General features: G+C 61.2%; 18 protein-coding genes and 3 tRNA genes. 11 read left to right on the forward strand and 10 right to left on the reverse strand.

The genetic code is table 11. The features are described from left to right. Positions 1-260: 260 nt before the first annotated feature. From KUV41_RS03225 to KUV41_RS03250, 6 genes are read left to right on the forward strand one after another with little or no spacing between them, the layout of a single operon-like run. On the forward strand, positions 261-3,116 hold the full coding sequence (locus tag KUV41_RS03225) for a monovalent cation/H+ antiporter subunit A (RefSeq protein ID WP_222484201.1): 2,856 nt from the start codon (positions 261-263) through the stop codon (positions 3,114-3,116). Between the two features lies 1 nt (position 3,117). Then, positions 3,118-3,462, forward strand: a complete 345-nt coding sequence (locus KUV41_RS03230; RefSeq protein WP_206941365.1) for a Na+/H+ antiporter subunit C — start codon at positions 3,118-3,120, stop codon at positions 3,460-3,462. After that, the gene (locus tag KUV41_RS03235) at positions 3,459-4,967 is read left to right on the forward strand and encodes a monovalent cation/H+ antiporter subunit D (RefSeq protein WP_222484203.1); all 1,509 of its coding nucleotides are present in this window, start codon (positions 3,459-3,461) and stop codon (positions 4,965-4,967) included. The genes KUV41_RS03230 and KUV41_RS03235 overlap by 4 nt, the downstream gene beginning before the upstream one ends. Beyond that, on the forward strand, positions 4,964-5,461 hold the full coding sequence (locus KUV41_RS03240) for a Na+/H+ antiporter subunit E (protein ID WP_206941367.1): 498 nt from the start codon (positions 4,964-4,966) through the stop codon (positions 5,459-5,461). The genes KUV41_RS03235 and KUV41_RS03240 overlap by 4 nt, the downstream gene beginning before the upstream one ends. Next, positions 5,458-5,727 carry a K+/H+ antiporter subunit F gene (locus KUV41_RS03245; RefSeq protein ID WP_206941368.1) on the forward strand — a complete coding sequence of 90 codons (270 nt, stop codon included), beginning with the start codon at positions 5,458-5,460 and terminating at the stop codon, positions 5,725-5,727. Before KUV41_RS03240 ends, KUV41_RS03245 begins: the two co-directional genes overlap by 4 nt. Positions 5,728-5,742: 15 nt before the next feature. Next, positions 5,743-6,126, forward strand: coding sequence for a Na+/H+ antiporter subunit G (locus KUV41_RS03250; RefSeq protein WP_206941369.1), 384 nt, complete (start codon positions 5,743-5,745; stop codon positions 6,124-6,126). Between the two features lie 69 nt (positions 6,127-6,195). Here KUV41_RS03250 and hemH read toward each other — a convergent pair whose 3' ends face one another. Beyond that, positions 6,196-7,266 (reverse strand): ferrochelatase, encoded by a 1,071-nt coding sequence (gene hemH, locus KUV41_RS03255; RefSeq protein WP_206941370.1) that lies wholly within the window; start codon positions 7,264-7,266, stop codon positions 6,196-6,198. 112 nt (positions 7,267-7,378) lie between these two features. Between hemH and KUV41_RS03260 the strand changes: the two genes are divergently transcribed. Continuing rightward, entirely contained in the window at positions 7,379-8,959 is a 1,581-nt protein-coding gene (locus tag KUV41_RS03260) for a cryptochrome/photolyase family protein (RefSeq protein WP_222484205.1), read from the forward strand. Then, positions 8,956-9,333 carry a thiol-disulfide oxidoreductase DCC family protein gene (locus KUV41_RS03265; protein WP_222484207.1) on the forward strand — a complete coding sequence of 126 codons (378 nt, stop codon included), beginning with the start codon at positions 8,956-8,958 and terminating at the stop codon, positions 9,331-9,333. The genes KUV41_RS03260 and KUV41_RS03265 overlap by 4 nt, the downstream gene beginning before the upstream one ends. 268 nt (positions 9,334-9,601) lie before the next feature. Here KUV41_RS03265 and KUV41_RS03270 read toward each other — a convergent pair whose 3' ends face one another. The 9 genes from KUV41_RS03270 to rnr all read right to left on the reverse strand — a co-directional run bounded on the left by KUV41_RS03270 (position 9,602) and on the right by rnr (position 17,927). Further along, on the reverse strand, positions 9,602-9,904 hold the full coding sequence (locus KUV41_RS03270) for a DUF6482 family protein (protein WP_222484209.1): 303 nt from the start codon (positions 9,902-9,904) through the stop codon (positions 9,602-9,604). A 553-nt stretch (positions 9,905-10,457) separates the two neighbouring features. Then, positions 10,458-10,751, reverse strand: coding sequence for a hypothetical protein (locus tag KUV41_RS03275; protein ID WP_206941374.1), 294 nt, complete (start codon positions 10,749-10,751; stop codon positions 10,458-10,460). Between the two features lie 92 nt (positions 10,752-10,843). After that, on the reverse strand, positions 10,844-12,232 hold the full coding sequence (gene dnaB / locus KUV41_RS03280) for a replicative DNA helicase (RefSeq protein WP_206941375.1): 1,389 nt from the start codon (positions 12,230-12,232) through the stop codon (positions 10,844-10,846). A gap of 159 nt (positions 12,233-12,391) precedes the next feature. Then, entirely contained in the window at positions 12,392-12,838 is a 447-nt protein-coding gene (rplI, locus tag KUV41_RS03285; RefSeq protein ID WP_206941376.1) for a 50S ribosomal protein L9, read from the reverse strand. Positions 12,839-12,854: 16 nt separating this feature from the next. Continuing rightward, positions 12,855-13,706: a hypothetical protein gene (locus tag KUV41_RS03290; RefSeq protein ID WP_222162707.1), complete on the reverse strand. Its 852-nt coding sequence runs from the start codon at positions 13,704-13,706 to the stop codon at positions 12,855-12,857. Positions 13,707-13,717: 11 nt separating this feature from the next. Beyond that, positions 13,718-13,945, reverse strand: coding sequence for a 30S ribosomal protein S18 (gene rpsR, locus KUV41_RS03295; protein WP_016853668.1), 228 nt, complete (start codon positions 13,943-13,945; stop codon positions 13,718-13,720). Between the two features lie 45 nt (positions 13,946-13,990). Beyond that, positions 13,991-14,362 (reverse strand): 30S ribosomal protein S6, encoded by a 372-nt coding sequence (gene rpsF, locus KUV41_RS03300; RefSeq protein ID WP_206941380.1) that lies wholly within the window; start codon positions 14,360-14,362, stop codon positions 13,991-13,993. A gap of 284 nt (positions 14,363-14,646) precedes the next feature. Beyond that, positions 14,647-15,351 carry a 23S rRNA (guanosine(2251)-2'-O)-methyltransferase RlmB gene (gene rlmB / locus KUV41_RS03305; RefSeq protein WP_261395906.1) on the reverse strand — a complete coding sequence of 235 codons (705 nt, stop codon included), beginning with the start codon at positions 15,349-15,351 and terminating at the stop codon, positions 14,647-14,649. Between the two features lie 143 nt (positions 15,352-15,494). Beyond that, complete coding sequence (rnr, locus tag KUV41_RS03310) at positions 15,495-17,927, reverse strand: ribonuclease R (RefSeq protein ID WP_206941382.1); 2,433 nt, start codon at positions 17,925-17,927, stop codon at positions 15,495-15,497. Positions 17,928-18,167: 240 nt separating this feature from the next. Here rnr and KUV41_RS03315 point away from each other — a divergent pair. From KUV41_RS03315 to KUV41_RS03325, 3 genes are all read left to right on the forward strand, one after another. Continuing rightward, positions 18,168-18,254, forward strand: a tRNA-Leu gene (locus KUV41_RS03315). 74 nt (positions 18,255-18,328) lie between these two features. Then, a tRNA-Leu gene (locus tag KUV41_RS03320) sits at positions 18,329-18,415 on the forward strand. Between the two features lie 76 nt (positions 18,416-18,491). Then, positions 18,492-18,578, forward strand: a tRNA-Leu gene (locus KUV41_RS03325). Positions 18,579-18,646: the final 68 nt, after the last annotated feature.

Genomic DNA, 18,646 nt, shown 5'->3' on the forward strand with positions numbered 1-18,646 from the left:
GCCAGGTATTCGATGGTCCAGCGCCATGAGGACCTCTAAAATATAGGACTTGTACACTTATCGTACAAGCCTGTAAGAGAAGACCGAGGTCGTTGAATCCGAACAGGGCAGCGGGGCGTCCATCTTTCGGGTAAAGTGGGGCGGCGCTTCAGGGTAAGGTGACCGCCACTCCAGGGGTACTCATAACACCTTGTAGTCGAACGGCTTTTACAGGCGCGTCAGGGCTTACCACGTTCAAGGACAGGCAGGATGACCAACAGATGACTTTGCTATGGATTCCCTTGCTACCGCTTCTCGGTGTGCTGGTACCCGCATTGACCGGATCTCGAGGCCGCTTACTCTGCACCCTGGCCACCGCTTGCCTTCCGGCAGTGGCGCTGGCCCTTACCCTCAGTTATCTGCCCGCCATCGAGGCAGGCAACATTCCCCGTGCAGGCCTCGAGTGGGTGCCGCAGATCGGCCTTGACCTGGCCTTCCGCCTGGACGGTCTGTCGCTGCTGTTCAATCTGTTGATACTGGGTATCGGCCTGCTGATCATCCTGTATGCCCACTACTACCTGGACGCCAGCGAGAACTACGCCAAGTTCTACGCCTACCTGATCCTGTTCATGGCCTCCATGGTCGGCATTGCCATGGCCGACAATCTGCTGGTCCTGTGGATGTTCTGGGAGCTCACCAGCCTGTCGTCGTTTCTGTTGATCGGTTTCTGGTCACACCGCTCCGAGGCCCGCAAGGGTGCGCGCATGGCCATGACGGTCACCGGTGCGGGCGGTCTGGCCCTGCTCGCTGGCCTGCTGCTGCTCGGCGACATCGTCGGCAGCCTGGATATGCAGGTCGTGCTGGACAGCGGCGCCACCATTCTGGCGGACCCGCGCTACCCCATCATGCTGGTGCTCGTGCTGCTGGGCGCCTTCGCCAAGTCGGCGCAGTTCCCCTTCCACTTCTGGCTGCCCCACGCCATGGCAGCGCCAACGCCGGTCTCCGCCTACCTGCACTCAGCCACTATGGTCAAAGCCGGCATTTTCCTGATGGCTCGCCTGCACCCGGCCATTGCCGGCAGTGAGCTGTGGTCGGCCATCGTGACCGTGGTCGGGATCGTCACCATGGTCTACGCGGCATGGTTCGCGCTGATCAAGGCAGACCTCAAGGGCATCCTGGCATTCTCGACTGTCAGCCATCTTGGCCTGATCACGGTACTGTTGGGGATCGGCAGCCCCATGGCGGTGCTCGCTGCGCTATTTCATATTCTCAACCATGCGACCTTCAAGGCCGCGCTTTTCATGTGCTCGGGCATCATCGACCACGAAGCGGGAACGCGGGACCTGGCCAGGCTGGGCAGGCTTGCCAAGGCCATGCCGATCACCTGCATCGTGATGAGTATCACAGGCGCTGCCATGGCAGGCTTCCCGCTGCTCAATGGCTTTATCTCCAAGGAGATGTTCTTCACGGAAACCCTGGACTCCCAGGCCTTTGGCGGTCTGAGCCTGGTCCTGCCGGTACTCGCCACCATCGGCGGTGTGCTGTCGGTGGCCTACTCGATCCGTCTGGTCCATGCGGTGTTCTTCGCCGAGCCTCGTCACGCTCCACCCAAGGCTCCTCACGAGCCTCCTCACCTGATGCGCGCTCCGTCGGAGTTGCTGGCAACACTGTGCATCCTGGTCGGCCTGTTTCCCGCGGTGATGGCCACCTGGCTGCTGGCACCGGCGGTGGCCGCCGTTTTGCTTGAGCCCCTGGATTTTCACCTGGCCATCTGGCACGGCTTCAACCTACCGCTGGCGATGAGCATCATCGCCACGCTGGCCGGCCTGACAACCTATCTGCTGCACCGCAAGATCCGCCAGTTTGTGCGTGACTTTCCGCCCCGCGATGCCAGCCGCATCTTCGAGGGCGTGGTCCAGACGATCGGCGATCGCGCAGAACGCATCACCGAGTGGTTCGACAATGCGTCGCTGCAGCGCTTCATGACGCTGCTGTTAGGCGCCTCTCTGATCGCCGGCGCCGTGGGTCTGGCGCGCATGGATGCGCTCACGGGAGCCAAGGGCAATCAACCGGTCGACGGTGTCCTGCTGGTCGGTGCCCTGCTGCTGATCTTTACCGGCATCGGCACCGCCATCACCCACAGACACCGCCTGATCTCACTGCTGATGCTGTCGGTGGTCGGTCTGCTGGTGTCACTGACCTTTGCCCGCTTCTCTGCGCCTGACCTGGCCCTGACCCAGCTGTCGGTAGAGGTGGTGACCATGATTCTGCTGATGCTGGCGCTGTTCTTTTTGCCACAAAAGACGCCAAGAGAGTCGACTCCGGCACGAGCCTTGCGCGACCTGCTGCTGTGCATGGGGCTTGGGGGCGTGATTGCGGGTCTCAACTACACCGTTCTGACCCGCGATACGGAGAGTATTTCTCAATTCTTCCTCGACAACAGCGTGCCAGGAGGAGGCGGCCACAACGTGGTCAATGTGATTCTGGTCGACTTCCGTGGCTTCGATACCCTGGGCGAGATCACCGTCCTGGCCATCGCGGGACTGGCCATCTTCAAGCTGCTCAATCGCCTGCGCCTGTTTATGCCGCACAGTGACAGCGAAGGCCGGATCTGGGCACCCGATCGCTATCCGATGATCCTGACAACCATCTCGCAGACGGTGTTGCCGCTGGCGCTGCTGGTGTCGGTCTTCATCTTCCTGCGCGGTCACAATCAGCCCGGCGGCGGTTTCATCGCTGGCCTGATCACTGCCGTCGGGCTGCTGCTGGTGTATATGGCCAGGGGGGTTGCCTGGACCCAGCAGCGACTCGACTTCCCCTATCAGCCCGTCGCCATCCTTGGCGTCGGCGTGGCGGCATTGACGGGCTTCGGCAGCTGGCTGTTCGGCGCGCCCTTCCTGACATCGTCCTTTGGCCACTTCCACATCCCCTTGATCGGTGACATCGAGCTGGCCACCGCCATGCTGTTCGACCTTGGCGTCTATCTCGCGGTAGTGGGCGCCACTCTGATGATCCTGGCCAACCTGGGCAAGGTCACCACGCCTCACCGCCCGGCCAAGGAAGACCATGACCAAGGTTCGGTAGAGCAGGGATTGCACCGAACCGCTGCCCCCTCCGACGGCAAGGAGACCGTGTGATATGGAAATGCTCTATGCCATTACCACCGGCGTGCTCGCCGCCAGTGGCCTGTACCTGATGCTTCGCGGGAGAACCTTCCCGGTGGTGGTCGGCCTTACGTTGCTGTCCTATGCGACCAACCTGTTTCTGTTCTCCATGGGCGGGCTCACGGCGGGAGGCTCCGCCATCATCGACGGCAAGAGCCACTACAGTGATCCGCTGCCCCAGGCGCTGGTACTCACCGCCATCGTCATCGGCTTTGCCATGACGGCCTTCGCGGTCATCCTCGCCATGCGCGCCCGGGGCGACATGGGCAATGACCATGTCGATGGGCGCAAGGCCGAGGACAAGGAGGAGCGACGTTGATGTCCCACCTGATCGTGATGCCCATCGTCCTGCCCCTGGCAGCCGCGGTGGCACTGTTGATGACGCGCTTCGGCAACCCGTCCTATAAGCGTGTTCTGGGCCTGGTGACCACCTTTGCCTTGCTGTTGGTCAGCCTGCTGCTGTTGCGTCAGGCCGCCGCTGGCGACATTCACTACTATGCGCTCGGTGACTGGCAGCCACCCTTTGGCATTGTCATGGTGCTTGATCGCCTATCTGCGCTGATGATTTTCGTGACGTCCCTCCTGGCCGTTGGCGCCGTGCTGTTTGCCTGCGGCGGCGACGACGAGAAGGGCAGTAACTTTCATGGCCTCTTCCAGCTGCAGCTAATGGGGATCAACGGCGCCTTCCTGACCGGCGACCTGTTCAACCTGTTCGTCTTTTTCGAGGTGCTGCTGCTCGCCTCCTACGCCCTGCTGGTGCATGGCGGAGGCAAGGGTCGCATCCAGTCCGCCGTGCATTATGCGGTCCTCAACCTTGCCGGATCGGCACTGTTTCTATTCGCGGTTGGGCTGCTCTACGGTGCCACGGGCACCCTCAACATGGCCGACATGGCCCAGGCGGTGAGCCAGCTACCCAGCGAACGCCAGGGCATGGTGGTGGCCGGCGCGCTGCTGCTGCTGGTGGTCTTTGGCCTCAAGGCGGCCATTCTGCCGCTGTACTTCTGGCTGCCACGGGCCTATGCCAGCGCTCCGCCTCCGGTCGCCGCCCTATTTGCGGTAATGACCAAGATCGGGGTCTACGCGATATTGCGGGTCTACTGGCTGATCTTCGGCGACCAGGCCGGCCCCCTCGAGGCATTGGAGCAGAGCTGGGTATGGTGGCTTGCCCTTGGCACTCTGGCGATTTCCGGCATCGGCGTGCTGGCGGCGCGTGACCTGCGCCTGTTGGTGGCCTACCTGGTACTGGTGTCGGTGGGTACCCTGCTGGCCGGCGTCGGCATGCGCTCCCCTGCTGCGGTATCGGGACTGTTGTTCTATCTGGTCCATACCACCCTGGTCACCGGCGGTCTGTTCCTGCTGGCCGACATGATCGGCACCCAGCGTGGCAAGGCAGGCACGCGCCTGGTGCGGGGCCGTGTTCCCCACAATGCCACGGCCCTCGGGCTGATGTTCGTCATCGGTGGTATGGCCGTGGCAGGCTTGCCGCCGCTGTCAGGCGCCTTTGGCAAGGTCATGCTGATGAGTGCTGGCGATAGCGACCAACGCCTGTGGTTCTGGCCTTTACTGCTGGGCACCGGGCTGTGTGCAATCGTGGCGCTGTCCCGGGCCGGCTCCACCCTGTTCTGGCGCAGTCAGGCCAGCGATGACGGCGAGCCGTTGTCGGCCTGGCAGTGGGCCGGCACTGGCTGGTTGCTGGCCGCCTCCCCCCTGCTGGTAGTGCTGGCCGGGCCCCTGGCAGGCTATACCGAAGCCACCGCCGAACAGCTGACCAATCCTGAACCCATGCTCCGCGCCGTGCTGATGCAACAGGGAGACGCTCCATGACCACCCGCTCTCGTTCGTTGTTGCCCACCCCGCTACTGAGCCTGCTGTTGCTGGTTGTCTGGCTGCTGCTGGTCAATGATGTCTCTGTGGGCCATCTGCTGCTGGGCAGCGTCCTGGCGGTGCTGATCCCCTGGCTGACCTACCCCTTCTGGGACTTGCAGCCCGGCGTCAAGAAACCCTGGAAACTGCTGCGCTTCTTCTTGAGGGTCATCGGTGACATTGTGGTGGCCAACCTGCAGGTTGCCTGGATCATCATCAATCCCTGGCGCCGCACTCGGCCGCATTTCGTCGAGTATCCGCTGATGCTCGAGGAACGCTTTACCATCACGCTTTTGGCCAGCACGATCACGCTGACACCGGGTACGGTCTCGGCGAACCTGCGCATGGATGGGAAGACGCTGCTGATACACGCGCTGGACGTGCGCGATGAGCAAACCCTCATCGACACCATTCGGGAACGCTATGAGCGGCCGCTGAAGGAGATCTTCGAATGATCGATATCGCGTTGACCATCAGCCTGACGCTGGTCTCCCTGGCGCTGTTGCTGAACCTGTACCGGTTGACGGTGGGACCTGACATGCCCGACCGGATTCTCGCGCTGGACACGATGTATGTGAACTCCATCGCGCTGATTATCCTGATGGGCATCTGGCTCAACACCAAGACCTATTTCGAGGCGGCGCTGTTGATTGCACTGCTGGGCTTCATCAGCACCATCGCAGTCTGCAAGTACTTGCTGCGCGGCGACATCATCGAGTAATTCAGGAGAGTCTTCATGCTATACGTGTTTCTCGAGGGCCTGATCTCGGTACTGCTGATCGCTGGCGGGCTGTTTGCCTTCATCGGCTCGCTGGGCATGGCCCACCTCAGGGACTTCTACATGCGCCTGCATGGTCCGACCAAGGCCACCACCCTGGGCATGGGCTGCATACTCGCAGGCTCGATGGTGTACTTCAGCGTCACCCAGGGCGGCCTGCACCTGCAGGAAATGCTGATTACCCTGTTCCTGTTCATCACAGCACCTGTCAGTGCCCACATGCTGGCCAAGACCGGCCTGCATCAGCGTCTTAACTACCTGGACAAGACCCGGGGCAAGCCCCTCGAGTTTCGGGAAGAGGAAGTCGGTGCAAAGCCGGTCCCCCACCCCGATCCGGAGTAGGCCAGAGCGGTCTGCTAAACGACAATGGGCAGCCAGATGGCTGCCCATTTTGCGATGGCGTCTAGGCTCTCATAACCATCCGGCCAACTCTCGCCTGACGATGCCCGCCAGCGCGTCGATGTGATCGTCGCGATCATTCAGGCAGGGAATATAGACAAACGTCTCTCCGCCGGCCTCGATGAAGGCATCCCGAATTTCCTGCTGGATTTCTTCCAGGGTTTCTACGCAATCGGCACTGAAGGCAGGCGACAGCACTGCAATGCGCTTATGGCCCTGGCGTGCCAGTTCGGCCACCTTGTCGACCGTTGCGGGCCCGACCCACTCCTCTGGACCAAATTTCGACTGGAAGGCGGTAACGACGTCCTCTTCCGGCATGCCGAGCCGCTCTCGCAACAGCCGAGTCGTCTTCACGCATTGGCAGTAGTACGGGTCGCCTTCTGTCAAAAAGCGCTTGGGTACCCCGTGATAGGAGGCCACGATCCTGGTGGGCGGCTGGGTCTCCTGCGCCAGGCGCTCCCTCACCGAGGCCGCCAGAGCGTCGATATAGGCCGGCTCATCGAAGTAGGCCGACGCGGTCCTGATGGCCGGCTGCCACTTTCGCTTCATCAACTGGCGAAAGAACTGGTCGCACGCCGTCGCGGTGGTCGGTGAGCCATACTGCGGGTAAAGAGGGAAGAACAGGATACGCCGACAGCCCTTGTCCTCCAGCTCCTTGAGCGCCTTCTCTGTCGAGGGATTGCCGTAACGCATGCCGAAACTGACCTCGATATTCTCCCCCACAGCGTCACGCAAGCGCAGCGCCAGCTTGTCCGCCTGGTTGCGGGTGATCGTCAGCAACGGACTTTCGTCCTTCTCGGTGTTCCAGATGCTGCGATATGCCTCTCCTGAGGCAAACGGCCGACGGCTGAGGATCACCAGCTGCAACAGCGGCTGCCACAGCCAGCGAGGGTAATCAACGACCCGCTGATCCGATAGAAACTCGCTTAAATAGCGGCGCATGGACCAGTAGTCCGTATCATCCGGAGTCCCCAGATTGGCGACCAGCACCCCGATCTTGTCACGAGGAATGACAGGGTGGTCCGCTGGGGCATGTGGCGGACGGCGTACCTGCTCGGATGACGGGGAATCAGACTGATCCATGAAAATGGCTTCCTCTTGGCGGTCTCGTTAAGCAAAAAGACTAACACCAGCAGGTGTCAGGCTCGAATCAAGTGTTACTATAAAGAAGATTTGTACAACTGTTGGAAAACTTATGTCCAGATCCTTGATTCTGCTTGCCGGTGATCAGCTTAGCCACGAGCTGGCAGCACTGGAACACGCCTCGGATGACGACGTGATCGCCCTCTGCGAGGTCGCCGAGGAAGGTCGCTATGTTCCCCATCATCCGCAAAAGATTGCGATGATGCTGTCGGCCATGCGCCACTTTGCTGCCAGCCTGCGTGACAAGGGATATCGGGTCCATTACAGCGCGCTCGATGACCCGGACAACGCCCACTCGCTGCTGCAAGAGGCCGAGCGGCTCGCAAAGCTCTATGACTGTCAGCGCATCGTGACCACTCGCCCGGGGGAATGGCGCCTGCTGCAGGCGATCGAGGAGCGTCGCAGCGACGTGCCCTGGGAATGGACTGAAGACACTCGGTTCTACTGCACCCCCGAGGCATTCGCGCAGTGGCTGTCAGGGCGTAAGCAACCCCGCATGGAGGCCTTCTATCGCGAGATGCGGCGCCATACTGGGCTACTGATGGAAGGCGACGAGCCGATGGGCGGTCAGTGGAACTTTGACAAGGACAACCGCAAGCCACTCGACCAGCGCCTCGATGTGCCATCACCGCCTGAGCATGGTATCGATGACACCACCCAGGCAGTGCTCGACCTGGTGGCAGAGCACTTTGGCGATCACTTTGGCGATCTTGACGGCTTCCACTGGCCGGTGACGCGGCGGCAGGCGCTGGTCGACCTGCGCCATTTCATCGATGCGCTGCTACCCGACTTTGGTGACTACCAGGACGCCATCAGCGATGACGACCCCTACCTCTTCCACTCGCGCCTCTCGGCGCCGATGAACCTGGGGCTGATAAGCCCGAGAGAGGTCTGTGAGGCAGCCCAGAATGCGTATCTTGAAGGCAAGGCCCCGATCAACGCGGTCGAGGGCTTCGTGCGACAGATACTCGGCTGGCGCGAGTACGTGCGCGGCGTCTACTGGTCTCAGATGCCAGACTACAAGCGCGGCAACGCCCTCAAGGCGACTCGTGGCCTGCCTCGCTTCTACTGGACCGGAGAGACGGACATGCGCTGCCTGCAGCGCGCTATCGGCATGACTCGCGAGAATGCCTACGCCCACCATATTCAGCGTCTGATGGTCACCGGCAACTTTGCCCTGCTATGCGGCGTCAGTCCGGAGGCACTATGCGACTGGTATCTCGCCGTCTATGCCGATGCCTGCGAGTGGGTCGAGCTGCCCAATACGCTGGGCATGGTGCTGCATGCTGACGGAGGCATCATGGGGTCCAAGCCCTACTGTGCATCTGGCAAGTACATCGACCGCATGTCGGATCACTGTCGCGACTGCCACTACGATGTAAAGAAGACCACAGGCGAGACGGCCTGTCCTTTCAACAGCCTCTACTGGCACTTCCTTGAGCGCCACGCCGACACCCTGAGCAACAACCACCGAATGAAGTTGATCTACGGCTCCTTGAACCGCATGAGCGATGACAAGCGCACCGCCATGCGTGAGCAGGCGGAGTCCTTTCTCGCCACGCTGGAGCTCGAGCCGAGCTACGGCCAAGGCGAACATGTGGCAGGCTATCGCGCCCGGGGGTCATCATCATGAAGCGCTTCGACGACATCATCCCGCCGGTCACCCTGTTCCACGACGGCGGCTGCCCGCTGTGTCGCCGGGAAGTCGCCTGGCTGCGCGGCCATCCCAGACGGGACCGTATTCGCTTCGTGGATATTCGCCATCCCGACTTTGATGCCGCGCAGTGGGGCAAGCGCATCGAGGACATGATGGGCAAGCTGCACCTTCTCGACGCAAGGGGCCACTGGATCGTCGGGATGGATGCCAGCAGAGCTCTGTACGCGACCTTGGGCTACCGGCGCTGGCTCTGGTTCAGCATGCTACCGGGAATGCGGCAGGCGCTGGACCTGGGCTATCGCCTGTTTGCCAAGCTACGTCCCTGGCTGGGGCGACACGGGTCTGGCTAAGACCAGACTGGCAACGTACAGACTGGCCAAGCGCGGTCTGGATAGGGTCGATCTGGATAGGGTCGGTCTAGATAGGGTCGATCTAGATAGGGTCGATCTAGATAGGTTAGGTCTGAACAGTTTCGATCTGGAAGGGTTCGACCTAGAGAGGTTCGAACAAGACCGTCACGGGCCCTGGCTATCAGCGCCAGGGACTTGTATCGGTCAGAGGAAGGCAGGAACACCCAGGGGTGTCAGAACGTCAATGGTGGGGGTCGAGAGGGCAGCGTCAGAAGACCAGTGGCATGCGCGATGCCAGTGGCTGCGCATAGTGGGCCTCGCGGCCAATCACCTCGTCGTGAGCGACGTGCTGCACCAGGTAGGCTCGATGAATGCCTGCTCGCTTCAGCTCAAGGTAGACATCGTCCAGTGAACGGAACAGCACAGGCTTGCCGCGTCGGCAGAGCATATGACGCGCCCCTTCGACGTCTTCCAGCTCGACTTGATAGAAACGGCTACCCGCGTGGCTGATGACGCGGATCTCGAAGTTGTCGTGTCGGCCCACAAAGGCCTTCAGCTCCTGAAATTCCATAATATCTTTCGCCTCTTTTCATCCTGTAGTGGCGGCCAGCGTCTTGCCACCGCCTTGCTGATTAGCGCTATCTGTCACACCAGTCCACTCTCGCCACCGTCTGGCGCGGGTCATCGTCTCACAGCCTGCTCGACACTAGCGCGATGGACGGTGCGACGGTTTGATCATGGCACAGCCTGACGATGGAGAGTGACATTCTGGTTACGCTAACAATAATTTCTCTGACCTGGATACACACCTGCCGTTCCCTGCGCGATGCAATCAAGCACGCTCCAGCAGAAGACAGCCCCATGCCGTCAAGACACTCAGTAAAAGGAGAAGGCTAGAACGAAAGGTGACGCAGCAAGGGAAGCGCGCACAGCGACGAGCGGACAGAGGGAAGAAGGAACAGAAGAAAGAGAATGCAGAAGACACCAAACCCAGACATGCGAGAGGAGAAGGAACGAGAACACACCAGGCAAAGGCCACCCCTTCGGTGGCCTCGCGGGCAACCAGACGCCCAACAGGCCAGCCTGTCATGCGCTACAGCGTCACCCTACTGCTGTCCCGACGCCTACTGATACTCGGAAGGATCGATCGCCTTGCCCAGGGAATTTCTGTCGACCCAGTTCCCTGCCTTGGTTTCCTTGTAACGAAAGACCACCTTATCCCCTACAGCCACCGGAAGTTCGGCATCTTCTGTCTGATAACTGTAGTCGACGCCGTCCACCACCAGGTGGTAACGGTACAGATCGGGCATGCCCAGCCATTCCTTGAAAGGACCTTCACGTTCCACCGAAGTCAGCTCACCTCGGGCTTCCAGCTTGGGCGCGCGGCGCCGATTGCCGCGTCGAAATCCACCTGCCATGTCAGGGTCCTCCAGAGTCGGGTTACAGAGTGCAAGGGGCGGCATTATACGAGTCCACCGGTTCAGCTCAAGCCGCACCTCTTGCGCAGGGCCTATTCACCGAAGGTGTCGCCGTAGCTATCTGGTGCAAGATCCTCGAAACGGGTGTATTTGCCGATAAAGGCCATGTGAACCGCGCCGATCGGACCGTTACGCTGCTTGCCGATGATAAATTCGGCCAGCCCCTTGTTATCGGGGTTATCAGGATTGTAGACCTCATCACGATAGACGAAACCGATGAGGTCGGCGTCCTGCTCGATGGCCCCGGACTCACGCAGATCCGACATCACCGGGCGCTTGTTGGGTCGCTGCTCCAAGGAACGGTTGAGCTGCGACAGGGCAATGACCGGGCACCCGAATTCCTTGGCCAGCCCCTTGAGAGACCGTGATATCTCGGAGATCTCACCGGTACGGTTGTCACCGAACCCTGGCACCTGCATCAGCTGCAGATAGTCGATCATGATCATCGCCAGGTTGCCGTGTTCGCGCACGACTCGACGAACTCGCGAGCGCATTTCGTTGGGGGACAAGGCTGCGGTGTCATCGATAAACAGCTGCTTGTCCTTCAGCAGGTTGACCGCGGAGGTGAGCCGCGGCCAGTCCTCGTCTTCCAGCTGACCGGAACGCACGCGAGTCTGATCGATACGACCCAGTGACGACAGCATACGCAGCATGATCGAGTCTGCCGGCATCTCCATGGAAAACACCATGACCGGCTTGTCGCTGGAGACTACCGCATGCTCTACCAGATTCATGGCAAAGGTGGTCTTACCCATGGAGGGTCGACCGGCCACAATGACCAGGTCAGAAGGTTGAAGGCCCGACGTCATGTCATCCAGGTCACGAAAACCCGTCGACAGACCGGTCATCTCGCCCTTCATATTGAACAGTTCGTCGATTCGATCGACGGCCTTAGTCAGCAGTTCGCTCATACCGATGGGACCACCGGCCTTGGGGCGATCTTCGCTGATCTGGAACACCAGACGCTCGGCCTCGTTGACCAGCTCGTCAGCGGGACGACCGTTGGGGCTGAACGCGCCATCGGCGATCTGGTTGGCTGCCTGAATCAGTTTGCGCAGGGTGGCCCTTTCGCGAACGATATCACCGTAGGCGCGGATATTACTGGCGGAAGGCGTATTGCGGGCGAGCTCTGCCAGGTACGCCAGTCCACCCACGGTATCGAGTTGATCGCGAGCCTCCAGCGCCTCGGACAGGGTCACCACGTCCAGCGGGCGACTGGACTCCGCCAGCGCCACCATGGCGTTGAACACCAGACGGTGTTCATAGCGATAGAAGTCATCGGCGACCAGGCGGTCGGCGATGCTGTCCCAGGCCTGATTGTCCAACATCAGACCACCCAGCACCGATTGCTCGGCCTCGACCGAGTGGGGCGGAACCTTGAGCGCTGCGGCTTCCTGATCGATGGTCTGGACGTCACTCATCTGCTTGTCTCTCGCAACACATGTACTGCCGGTCGGTAAAGGGCTTCCAGTCTAGCCGATCTCCACCCTCTCGCAAGACCGTAGCTCCGCGGATCGCGGGCATAAAAAAAGGCGCGGGATATCACTCCCGCGCCCTTGCTGTTGCCGTGGGAGATGACCTTATTCGGCCACCACCACCACGCGCACAGCGGCGTCGACGTCAGCGTGCAGGTGCAGCACGATGTCGTACTCACCGGTCTGACGGATCGGGCCTTCCGGCATACGCACTTCGCTCTTGGCGACATCGATTCCAGCGCTGGAGATCGCTTCCGCCAGGTCACGCGGACCGATGGAACCGAACAGCTTGCCTTCGTCACCGGCCTTGGCGACCAGAGACAGCTCGATATCGTTGAGCTGCTCGGCGCGGGCTTCCGCCTCGGCCTTGCGCTCAGCGGCCTGGGCTTCAAGCTCGGCGCGCTGTGCTTCGAAAGCAGCGATGTTGTCCTTGGTGGCCGGCACGGCAAGGCCGTAAGGCACCAGGTAGTTACGGCCGTAGCCAGGCTTGACGGTGACCTTGTCACCAAGACCGCCCAGCTTGCCAATGTTGTCGAGCAGAATGACTTCCATCTCGTAAACCTCTATGTCAGTTGCTGTGACCTAGACGACCGCGGAAATCCGCGAAGGTGTCGATCAAGGCCACAACCAGCACGATGAGAATCATGGGCCAGGTGGTGATCAGCAGCAGATAGAACGCGACCAGCCACAACCCGTTCATTCCCTTACGTCCAACTACACCATGTGTCAGGCCGATGCCCGCCATCAGTAGCGGTATCCAGGCCAGCATGCCGATGCCAGGCAGTCCAAGCAGCGAGCCAGCAATCACCAGCACCACCAGCAGAATCAGCTCCCGAGGGCTGAGCCGCATGGCGTGGAACTCTTCCCGAAAACCACCGGGGTTGTAGAGTCCCGCCTGCCAGCTACGGGCCAGTGCCAGGCAAGCCACGGAGGCCAGCATGACAACCAGGCCGGTGACCCCGCTGATGACCAGCTCGGCCAGCTGTGTGGGGTCGACGCCCTGGGCCGCCAGCTCGTCGAGCATGGCCGCTACCTCGGACGAGCTCTGACGCAGCTGATCCAGCATCAGGGCGGTGTCCGCCCGGGGCAGAAACACCCCGATCTGGATCATCGCCGCGCCCGCCAGAGACCCCAGGATCAGTGCTTCGCTCCAGCGCATGCGAGAGCGCAGCACGACCGCCATCAACAGCGCCAGCAAGGTCGTCGCCAGAGGAATCGGATCCCCTTGCGTCCACCACCAGCCCGCAGGAACCGCTGCGGCAGCAATCACCGGCAACGCCGGCGCCATGCCCTTGCGCAGCGTCACCAGAGCGGCGATAGCGGCCCCGAACCAGAACAGCCAGGGCACCGCAGACGCCACCAGGGCGACCAGCGCCGCCTGGGGCGTCCCTTTCATCGACCATCGGGCGACAGGCAGCATCGGTTGATGACTTACTGGTGGCTGTCGGTGTAGGGCAGCAGAGCCAGGTAGCGTGCGCGCTTGATCGCGGTAGACAGCTGGCGCTGGTAACGGGCCTTGGTACCGGTGATACGGCTGGGAACGATCTTGCCAGTCTCGGTGATGTAGGCCTTCAGGGTGTCCAGATCTTTGTAGTCGATCTGCTTCACGCCTTCAGCGGTGAAACGGCAAAACTTGCGGCGACGGAAAAAACGTGCCATAGAAAGACTCCTTATACGTGCGTTGCAGAACTAGCGATGCGCGGCTTAGGCGGATTCAGCGGTGCGCGGCTTTTCTTCGCGACGGGCACGCTTCTCTTCCACCGGCTTCATCATCGGAGACGCTTCGGTGATGGCTTCCTTGCAGCGCACCACCAGGCTGCGGATGATGGCGTCGTTGAAACGGAAGATGTTCTCGATTTCCTCGAGAGTCTCGCCGCTGCACTCAACGTTCATCAGCACGTAGTGGGCCTTGTGGATCTTGTTGATCGGGTAGGCCAGGTGACGGCGACCCCAATCTTCGAGACGGTGAACGGTACCGGAGTTCTCGGTGACGATGCTGGTGTAGCGCTCGACCATGGCCGGAACCTGCTCACTCTGGTCCGGGTGGACCATGAAGACGATCTCGTAGTGACGCATGGATTCTCCTTTCGGTTTGGCAGCTTCCGCAGGGGCCTGAGCGGGTGTCAAGAACATCGCTCGACGCCGGGGGAAGCAAGGAGTGAATAACAAATAACCTGTCCCGCGCAGAACGCACGGGCGCATGGATTCTACGGAGTCAAGAGGCGTGATGCAACCTGAACATCACTTTCCTCTCTTTTAGCCAGGTGGCGAGGACAGGCGGTCTTGCTAGCGCTTCTCTCTGTCACCTCTTTCTATCACCTCTTTCTACCACCTCTCTCCACCATCCCTCTCTACCACTATCAGGACGATGAACGCTGTCGCACTGCCTCAAACAGGCAGATACCGGTAGCAACGGAGACGTTGAGGCTGGAGACCGCCCCGGCCATCGGCAGCTTGACCAGCGTGTCACAGGCTTCGCGGGTCAAGCGGCGCATGCCCTTGCCTTCAGCCCCCATGACCAGCGCCGTCGGGCCGCGCAGATCCGCCTCGAAGACGCTGCCTTCGGCCTCGCCTGCCGTTCCGGTGATCCACACGCCCTCTTCCTTCAGCCGCGCCATGGCCCGCGCCAGGTTGGTCACCTGATACACCGGCACACTTTCAGCAGCACCACAGGCCACCTTGCGCACCGTGGCATTCAGCGGCGCCGACTTATCCTTGGGCACCAGCACCCCATGCACGCCAGCGGCGTCGGCGCTGCGCAGGCACGCTCCCAGGTTGTGCACGTCAGTGACCCCGTCAAGAATCAGCAGCAGCGGCGGTGTTTCCAGCGGCCATGCCTTCAGCTTATGCCAGAGCGACTCCTCGCTCTCCGGTGCCAACGGAGGACAGAAAGCGACGACTCCCTGATGGGAAGCCCCCTGGGAGAGGCGGTCCAGCTCGTCTCGGGGCACCGCTTTGACACGTGCCCCACGCTGACGCGCCAGCTCGACCAGGTCGTGCAAGCGTCGGCCCGCTTCACCTTCCTGCAGCCACAGCTCGCGAGGGGATTCGCCGCGATCCAACATGGCCCGGACGGCATGCACGCCAAAGACGCCATCGAGACCTGCGGGCGCCGCGGCGCCAGAACCACCCCGTGGCTGACGCTGACGTTGACGCTTGGATTCATGCTTGGCCACGCAGACCCTCCTGTAAACAGATCACGCTGGCGTTACCCCTTATGGCCATTGCCACGCGCATTGCGCCGAGGGCCACGACGACGACGCCCACCCTTCTTCTTCGGCGCCTCGGCCTCGGACGAGGCGCCATCCTTGCCACGCTTGCCGGCCTTGGCTTGACCGGTCTCGCTGGCCTTGCTCGCAGGCTCGCCACGACGCTTGCGCGGCGCGCGCCGAGGACGTGGCTTGTCATCGGCCATCTCGAAATCGATCTTGCGCTCATCCAGGTCGACCCGCGCCACCTGAACGGTCACCCCGTCGCCGAGACGGTAGCTGGTTCCCGTGCGCTCGCCCTTGAGGCGATGCTTTTCCGGCTCGTAGTGGTAATAGTCGGAAGGTAATGAGGTGACGTGCACCAACCCCTCGACGTAGACATCATCCAGCCGCACAAAGATACCGAACTGAGTGACGGAGGCGATGGTTCCGTCGTAGACCTCACCGAGCTTGTCGGACATGAACTCACACTTGAGCCAGTCCTCCACGTCGCGAGTGGCGTCATCGGCCCGACGCTCTGTCATCGAGCAATGTTCCCCCAGCTCCAGCATCTGCTCGAAGGTGTAGGGGCACCACTTGGTCGGCGGCTCCACCGGCGCACCCTCGGCCCGCAACACGGTATTGGTCTGGCGCGGACCGCGGATGACCGAGCGAATGGCGCGATGCACCAGCAGGTCGGGGTAGCGGCGAATCGGCGAAGTAAAGTGGGCATAGGCCGGATATGCCAGGCCAAAGTGCCCTTCGTTGTGCGGTGAGTAGACCGCCTGGCTCATGGAGCGCAACATCACTGTCTGAATGATGTCCGCATCGTCACGGCCCTTGATGGCCTCGGCCAGGTCGCGATAGTCCTGAGGCGTGGGCTCATCACCGCCACCTAGCGACATGCCGATCTCGTTCAGGAACAGCCTCAGCTTGTCCAGGCGTTCCGGCGATGGCCGCTCGTGAATCCGGTAAAGCGCTGGCAGGTCGTGCTTGTCCAGGAAGCGCGCGGTGGCCACGTTGGCGGCCAGCATGCATTCCTCGATGATCTTGTGAGCATCGTTGCGCGAGCGCGGCACAATCTTCTCGATCTTGCGTTCGTCGTTGAAGACGATCGCGGTCTCGGTGGTCTCGAAGTCGATGGCGCCCCGCTCGGTGCGCGCTTCTCGCAACAGCTGATACAGGCTGTACAGGTTCTTCAGCGACGGTACCAGCGCCTTGTACTGCTGTCGCAGCGCATCGCCCTCTTCTCCGTCATCCTGGAGAATGGCTGCCACCTTGTTGTAGGTCAGCCTGGCGTGCGAGCGGAAAACGGCCTCATAGAAGCGATAGCGACTGATCGCGCCGGTCTTGGAAATGTTCAGCTCGCAGACCAGCGCCAGTCGATCCACGTCAGGGTTCAGCGAGCAGAGCCCATTGGACAGCAGCTCTGGCAGCATCGGCACCACCTGCCCCGGGAAGTACACCGAGTTGCCCCGAGCAATGGCCTCCTGGTCCAGCGGGCTGCCGGGACGCACGTAGTGCGAAACATCGGCAATCGCCACCAGCAGCTTCCAGCTTCCGGAACGCGTCTTGTAGGCACAGACAGCGTCGTCGAAGTCCTTGGCGCTTTCATCGTCGATGGTCACCAGCGGCTTGTCGCGCAGGTCGATGCGATGAAGCTTGTCGTCCTCCGCTACCTCAGCGGACATGCTGGCGATCTGATCGATGACATCCGGCGGAAACTCAGAGGGGATCTCGTAGCTTCGCAGCGCAATATCAATTTCCATCCCGGGGTCCATGCGCTCACCCAGCACCTCGATCACTTCCCCGACAGGCTGGACCCGGGTCTCCGGCTGCTTGACGATACGCGCCGAGATGACCTGCCCGTCCTGCGCTCCAGCGCAAGCACTGTGGGGAATGATGACTTCCTGGGTAATGCGGTTGTTCTCGGGAATCAGCACGCCGAACTCAGGCGTGTTCTCCCGATAGACGCCAACGATCGTCTGGGTGTTGCGCGCGATGACTTCCACCACCGTCGCCTCGTCGCGACCACGACGGTCACGCCCGCTGACCCGCACCAGCACATGGTCACCGTGAAACACTCGGCGCATCTGCCGAGGAGGCATGACCAGGTCAGGCTTCTTGCCATCATCGCGGACCAGAAATCCAAAGCCGTCGCGATGACCCAGCACCTTACCCTTGATCAGGTCCAGCTTATCGATCAGCGCATAGGCGCCCCGACGATTGCGCAATACCTGGCCGTCTCGCTCCATGGCGGAGAGGCGCCGGCGTACCGCTTCTCGAAGGTCTTCATCATCCAGGCCAAGCTGATCGCTCATCGCCTCGTGGGTCGTCGGCGTACCGATTTCCTCGAGTCGATTCAACAGATATTCACGGGAGGGAGCAGGCTTGTCGTACTTATGGGCTTCGCGGCTGGCGTGTTCGTCGGCGTCGAGCGTCCAATGGTTCATGCGGAAGGCATCCTTGACAGGGGCGAGGACGGCAGGAGTGCGCCGCCACCCGGGCGCGAGCGTGCGGTCTTTTCGAAATTGTCTCTTAACATGCGCGCAGTATAGCGCCAGCAGCGCCGTCACCCAACCATAAGCGCCTCCGGATACAGAGCTTGCGCCATCAGTACGACGTTTTTTTCTCCCAGCAGCGACGCAAAAGGCTTGCAATATGCCAAAGTTTCGGTAACATACGCGCCACTTGCCCAGATGGCGGAATTGGTAGACGCGCTAGCTTCAGGTGCTAGTGTCCTTACGGACGTGGAGGTTCAAGTCCTCTTCTGGGCACCAAGATCCTTCGGGATCACGACGATGGAGATCGTCACGCTCTTTGATACATCGTTATCGGCAAAGCGCACGTGTTCGCCCAGGTGGCGGAATTGGTAGACGCGCTAGCTTCAGGTGCTAGTGTCCTTACGGACGTGGAGGTTCAAGTCCTCTCCTGGGCACCAACGATACATGCTGTGGCATGCATCGATGAACACAGGCCGAGCAGATAACGTAGATCACGAGCACACAACATGACATGCCCAGGTGGCGGAATTGGTAGACGCGCTAGCTTCAGGTGCTAGTGTCCTTACGGACGTGGAGGTTCAAGTCCTCTCCTGGGCACCAATGTCATGCAGCAACAGGATCAGACAGATCCAACAAGAATCCGCGCCCCGTCGCGGTTTTTTTGTGCC

This window comes from Halomonas sp. DP8Y7-1 (assembly GCF_019801685.1).
Taxonomy (GTDB): Bacteria; Pseudomonadota; Gammaproteobacteria; order Pseudomonadales; family Halomonadaceae; genus Halomonas; species Halomonas litopenaei_A.

Bases quoted from the DNA above. Each gene is read 5' to 3' on its own strand.
- KUV41_RS03265 (WP_222484207.1), top strand. From the start codon at position 8,956: ATGAAGCGCTTCGACGACATCATCCCGCCGGTCACCCTGTTCCACGAC.
- rnr (WP_206941382.1), bottom strand. From the start codon at position 17,927: ATGAACCATTGGACGCTCGACGCCGACGAACACGCCAGCCGCGAAGCC.
- KUV41_RS03275 (WP_206941374.1), bottom strand. From the start codon at position 10,751: ATGGCAGGTGGATTTCGACGCGGCAATCGGCGCCGCGCGCCCAAGCTG.
- rpsF (WP_206941380.1), bottom strand. From the start codon at position 14,362: ATGCGTCACTACGAGATCGTCTTCATGGTCCACCCGGACCAGAGTGAG.
- KUV41_RS03245 (WP_206941368.1), top strand. From the start codon at position 5,458: ATGATCGATATCGCGTTGACCATCAGCCTGACGCTGGTCTCCCTGGCG.
- KUV41_RS03240 (WP_206941367.1), top strand. From the start codon at position 4,964: ATGACCACCCGCTCTCGTTCGTTGTTGCCCACCCCGCTACTGAGCCTG.
- dnaB (WP_206941375.1), bottom strand. From the start codon at position 12,232: ATGAGTGACGTCCAGACCATCGATCAGGAAGCCGCAGCGCTCAAGGTT.
- hemH (WP_206941370.1), bottom strand. From the start codon at position 7,266: ATGGATCAGTCTGATTCCCCGTCATCCGAGCAGGTACGCCGTCCGCCA.
- KUV41_RS03230 (WP_206941365.1), top strand. From the start codon at position 3,118: ATGGAAATGCTCTATGCCATTACCACCGGCGTGCTCGCCGCCAGTGGC.
- KUV41_RS03250 (WP_206941369.1), top strand. From the start codon at position 5,743: ATGCTATACGTGTTTCTCGAGGGCCTGATCTCGGTACTGCTGATCGCT.
- rlmB (WP_261395906.1), bottom strand. From the start codon at position 15,351: ATGTTGGATCGCGGCGAATCCCCTCGCGAGCTGTGGCTGCAGGAAGGT.
- KUV41_RS03260 (WP_222484205.1), top strand. From the start codon at position 7,379: ATGTCCAGATCCTTGATTCTGCTTGCCGGTGATCAGCTTAGCCACGAG.
- KUV41_RS03225 (WP_222484201.1), top strand. From the start codon at position 261: ATGACTTTGCTATGGATTCCCTTGCTACCGCTTCTCGGTGTGCTGGTA.
- KUV41_RS03290 (WP_222162707.1), bottom strand. From the start codon at position 13,706: ATGCTGCCTGTCGCCCGATGGTCGATGAAAGGGACGCCCCAGGCGGCG.
- rpsR (WP_016853668.1), bottom strand. From the start codon at position 13,945: ATGGCACGTTTTTTCCGTCGCCGCAAGTTTTGCCGTTTCACCGCTGAA.
- rplI (WP_206941376.1), bottom strand. From the start codon at position 12,838: ATGGAAGTCATTCTGCTCGACAACATTGGCAAGCTGGGCGGTCTTGGT.
- KUV41_RS03270 (WP_222484209.1), bottom strand. From the start codon at position 9,904: ATGGAATTTCAGGAGCTGAAGGCCTTTGTGGGCCGACACGACAACTTC.